The 4,031-nt window shown below is 63.2% G+C and carries 4 protein-coding genes and 1 pseudogene; 4 read left to right on the forward strand and 1 reads right to left on the reverse strand.

Annotated elements, in window-relative coordinates:
* The 4 genes and pseudogenes from WCA53_RS00430 to WCA53_RS00445 all read left to right on the forward strand — a co-directional run.
* Positions 1 to 179 (forward strand): annotated as a pseudogene (locus WCA53_RS00430) (tRNA (adenosine(37)-N6)-threonylcarbamoyltransferase complex dimerization subunit type 1 TsaB); the annotation flags it as partial.
* Positions 176 to 670: a ribosomal protein S18-alanine N-acetyltransferase gene (rimI, locus tag WCA53_RS00435; RefSeq protein WP_423904076.1), complete on the forward strand. Its 495-nt coding sequence runs from the start codon at positions 176 to 178 to the stop codon at positions 668 to 670. The pseudogene WCA53_RS00430 and the gene rimI, both read left to right, overlap by 4 nt.
* A complete protein-coding gene (locus WCA53_RS00440) occupies positions 657 to 1,793 on the forward strand; it encodes a uracil-DNA glycosylase family protein (protein WP_423904083.1) in 1,137 nt (378 codons plus the stop codon). Before rimI ends, WCA53_RS00440 begins: the two co-directional genes overlap by 14 nt.
* Before the next feature lie 38 nt (positions 1,794 to 1,831).
* Complete coding sequence (locus tag WCA53_RS00445; RefSeq protein ID WP_423904086.1) at positions 1,832 to 2,725, forward strand: DUF1853 family protein; 894 nt, start codon at positions 1,832 to 1,834, stop codon at positions 2,723 to 2,725.
* Here WCA53_RS00445 and thiD read toward each other — a convergent pair.
* On the reverse strand, positions 2,712 to 3,530 hold the full coding sequence (gene thiD / locus WCA53_RS00450) for a bifunctional hydroxymethylpyrimidine kinase/phosphomethylpyrimidine kinase (protein WP_423904089.1): 819 nt from the start codon (positions 3,528 to 3,530) through the stop codon (positions 2,712 to 2,714). The two genes, WCA53_RS00445 and thiD, sit on opposite strands and share 14 nt — an antisense overlap.
* Between the last annotated feature and the right edge of the window lie 501 nt (positions 3,531 to 4,031).

Below are 4,031 nucleotides of genomic sequence, written 5' to 3' on the forward strand. Positions count from 1 at the left end.
TGCGTGCGTTGCGCGCCGGGCGAACTGTCGCGCCCGATCAGGCCGCGCCGGAGTATGTCCGCAATAAAGTCGCCCAGACCACGGCGGAGCGCATGCCGGCACGCGCGGAAAAAGACGCGGCTGCGAAACTCGACAGCCAGGCCGAGCCAGCAGGGCCAGCCCCGGAGCCGATACGGTGAGCGGCGTGCTGCTCACGGATCGCTACCTGTCGCCAATGACAGAAGCGGATCTCGATGAAGTCGCCGCCATCGAAAAACTGGCGTACGAGTTTCCCTGGTCGCGCGGCAACTTCCAGGACTCGCTGCGCAACGGCTATTACGGCGTGTGCCTGCGCCACGTCACAGGTACGCTGATTGGATATTGCGTGCTGATGCCGGTCGTCGATGAAATGCATCTCCTGAATCTGTGCGTCACGCCCCAAGCGCAAGGCGCGGGTGCAGGGCTCGCGTTGCTGCGCGAAGCCGTGCGCCTTTCGCGGCTTCAGAAGCTTGACGGAATCTTGCTGGAAGTACGGCCGTCGAACCCGCGTGCCGTCCATCTCTACGAACGGTTTGGCTTCGCCACGATCGGGCGTCGAAAGAACTATTACCCCGCGCGGCATCGGTCGCGCGAGGACGCACTCGTCATGCGTCTCACGTTTTCCAAGGAGGGCGCGGATGCCGCTGAATGAGTCGATGCTGGAAGAGTTTGGACTGGGTACGGTCTGGGTCAGGCGGCAAGCCCGAGCGGTTGCGGCTGACGAGGATGGTGAAGCGGTTTCAGAAGCCGCTTCCAAAGACGTGTTTGCCTCCGTTTCTACATCAATACCTGTCTCTGCCCCTGTCTCTGCCTCTGCCTCTGAGTCGGCCTTTGGGCCAACCTCTGAATCGACCGCTCAGGCCGAGCGCGAGGGGTCGGCTGCGAGCCTGTTGAATCGCGCCGCCATTGCTTTTTCGCCGGAGCGCGGGTCTGCCGTTTCTCGCAACGGCGATTCGCTGGAAGACGTCCCGGCGCGCACTGCAGCGCCTTTGAGTGCTCGGCAAACCGGGAACATCGAGCGTCGCGTGTCGCCGAATGCGCTCGCGGCAGAACAACGCGCGATGCCGCCGATTCAGGACGCCGCGCTGGACGCAACGGCGGACATGCCGCCGCCACCCGCCTTCGACGATCTTCCGTGGCTCGATGATCTTCCGCAAACGCCCGTGTCGCTGCCCGATCTCATCGACGATACGACTGCCGAAATCGCGACTCTCGACTGGGACACGCTCGCCGCAAGGGTTTCCGTCTGCGATCGATGCCGCCTGTGCGAGCGGCGCACGCATGCGGTGTTCGGCGTCGGCGATCGCGAGGCCGACTGGATGCTGGTGGGTGAGGCGCCCGGAGAAAACGAGGACAAGCAGGGCGAACCGTTTGTCGGTCCGGCGGGCAAGTTGCTTGACAGCATGCTGCATGCGGTCACGTTGTCGCGTGAGGACAACGTCTTTATCGCGAACGTCATCAAGTGCAGGCCGCCCGGTAACCGCAATCCCGAGCCGGACGAAGTCGCGCGTTGCGAGCCGTACCTGAAGCGCCAGGTCGCACTGGTGAAGCCGAAGGTGATCGTCGCGTTGGGCCGCTTTGCCGCGAACAGCTTGCTCAACACGGATGCGAGCGTCGGTTCGTTGCGGGGGCGCGTGCATGACTATGAAGGCGTGCCGGTCATCGTCACTTATCACCCGGCGTATCTGCTACGCAGTCTCCCCGATAAAGCCAAGGCATGGGTCGATCTGTGTCTAGCCCAGGCGACGTACCGGGCGTCGAAGGTTGTCGAGTGACGACCGCGCCGCGCGGGCATTTGCAGGCGTCAACCTGGATGACAGCCGACCATTCGGCAAGCCCTCGTTACCACGATGCCACCGTCCAAGACCTGGCATGGCTGCTCTTTTCGCCTGATTTGCTGGACGCATCCCGGGCGGGTGCGCCGCTCGCGCGACCGGTGTCTTCCGTTGCTGAGCACGATGCCACGATCGAGTGGCTCGACTCTCTCGATCGCGATCCCGCCGCACTCCATGCAGAAGTCCGCAGGCCGCCCCTCAAGCTTCTCGGTCTTTACGCTGAAGCCTTGCTGGAATACTTCATTGCCCACGGACCGCACACGCGATTGATCGCGGCGAACGTGCCGCTGCGCGCGTCGGGCGTTACGCTTGGCGAGGTCGATTTCCTGCTTGAAAACGCGCGCGGCGAGCGGCTTCACTGGGAACTGGCCGTGAAGTTCTACCTGCACATCGGCGGCGATGGCGGTATCGATACGCTTGCGAACTTCGTCGGTCCCAATCTGCAGGATCGTTTCGATCTCAAGCATGGGCGCCTGTTGCGGCATCAACTCGGATTGAGCGCTCGCGCTGAATTCGCGTCGCTCGGTTTTGAAGGCCCGTGGCGTGCCGAATTATTGGTCAAAGGCCGATTGTTCTATCGCGATTGGCCTGCGAGCCTGCCGTCCGAACTCGCTGGCGATCACCTGCGCGGCTGGTGGAAAACGGTATCGGAATGGCGGGAATCGGTCGGGGACGAAATCTGCGCCGTCCTGCCGCGACTCGATTGGCTGGCCGAGCGTGACGGTTCCACAGCCGAGCAAATCAGTGTGGAAAACCTGTCATCGCCTTTGATGGTTGCAACCTACGACCCTGAGACTGGGCGCGAGCGCTCGCGCGGCTTTATCGTGCCGGACGACTGGCCTGAACGCGCCGCGCGCTTCACCACCACCTGAAGAAATGATGGACCGGACCGACTCCGTGTCCGACCTCGAGTCGCGTGCTTTGTTCGATTGCGCCCGTCAGGTAAAGCTTGGCGTCGGCGGTAGCGGCGGCGAGCGTATCGCGTTGGGGCAGAAGTGCCGCAATCGCCGATGACAACGTGCAGCCAGTTCCGTGCGTGTTTTTAACCGGTACGCGCACGCCGCCCAAGCGCAATGAGCCGCCGTCTTCGATCAGCCAATCGGGGCTATCGGTGGCGTCCAGATGGCCGCCCTTCATCAACACCGCGCGCGCACCGAGTTCGCGAAGCGCTTCGCCCTGGCGGACCATTGCGTGCTCGTCAGTGGCTGGCGCTTCGCCGAGCAGCGCGGCGGCTTCGGGCAGATTGGGTGTCACGAGCGTGGCGAGCGGCAGCAATTCGTCGCGCAGCGCGGTGACTGCCTCGGTTGCGAGCAGCGCGTGAAGGCTTTTGGAAATCATCACGGTATCGAGCACCACGTGCACTGGGCGATACCGACGCAGCGCCGCTGCGACTGCGCGCACTATGTCGGCGTTGGCGAGCATGCCGATCTTCACGGCATCGATGCGGATATCGTCGAAAACAGCATCCAGTTGGGCTGTGACGAACGATGGGTCGGGCGTATGAATGGCCGTCACGCCACGTGTGTTCTGCGCGGTGAGGGCCGTGATGACCGATAGCCCGTAGGCGCCGAGCGCTGAAAACGCCTTGAGGTCGGCCTGGATGCCGGCGCCGCCGCCGGAATCGGAGCCGGCGATGGTCAGGATGTTGGGGATCGATGGGGCGGTGGATTGGGGCATGGTGGTGAATTTAGGGTGGGGCGGTTCTGGCGGCGGTGAGTGTGGGGCGAGGTTGGGCTGTGCTGGTGACGGTGCGTGTGGGGCGAGGGCGGAGCCGCTGGTGTGCTGGCGGATTGGGGCGGTTGAGGCGAAGCGTGTGCGCGCCGTGGGTGCTTGAGGAGGGTGTTCGACTGCGGGTTGTTGTGTGGGAGCTGTGCTACGTTCGTGCCAAAAACCTGAAGTGAGCAACGACGACACTTAGGTATTCGCGGTTTGAACGCGTTTCTTTGCTTCGTTTCTTTTCGCGTTTGAAAAGAAATGAAGTCCCGCCCCGGACAGGGGCTAATAGAAATAAGCAAGAAAATCCGACTTAAGCAGACCGACCACGTAAGCAGAAGGACGCTATCCTTGCCGCACACTCACCGCCAGCGGAACACGCCCACCCCAAACCTCCACCCACCCCCTTCAACCGCCCCGCAACTCCCGCGCCACCCCGCGGGGATCCCCGGCCTTGCATATCGC

Source organism: Caballeronia sp., from assembly GCF_049581465.1.
GTDB lineage: Bacteria > Pseudomonadota > Gammaproteobacteria > Burkholderiales > Burkholderiaceae > Caballeronia.